This window comes from Mesorhizobium sp. M3A.F.Ca.ET.175.01.1.1 (genome assembly GCF_004791945.1).
Taxonomy (GTDB): Bacteria; Pseudomonadota; Alphaproteobacteria; order Rhizobiales; family Rhizobiaceae; genus Mesorhizobium.
Window position 1 is genome coordinate 1 of sequence record NZ_SRTP01000377.1, and the last position, 290, is coordinate 290.

Sequence of the window (290 nt, forward strand, 5' to 3'; positions counted from 1 at the left end):
CGACGATCCGTCGGTGCAGATCGTCAACCAGGCGCAGAGCTGGTACCTGAAGGACATATTGAAGAGCACGCAGTGGAAGGACGTGCCGCTGCTTTCAGCGGCTGCACCCTTCAAGGCCGGCGGCCGCAACGGCGCCGACTATTATACCGACGTTCCGGTCGGCGACATCGCCATCAAGAACGTCGCCGACCTCTACCTCTACCCGAACACGGTACGGGCCGTTGAAATCACTGGCGCCGAGGTCAAGGAATGGCTGGAAATGTCGGCAGGCATCTTCAACAGGATCGAGC

General features: G+C 60.3%; 1 protein-coding gene. It reads left to right on the forward strand.

The window, feature by feature from the left end; genetic code table 11:
* On the forward strand, nucleotides 1–290 hold a 290-nt coding region (locus EN818_RS32060), incomplete at both ends, for a 5'-nucleotidase C-terminal domain-containing protein (RefSeq protein ID WP_189524021.1).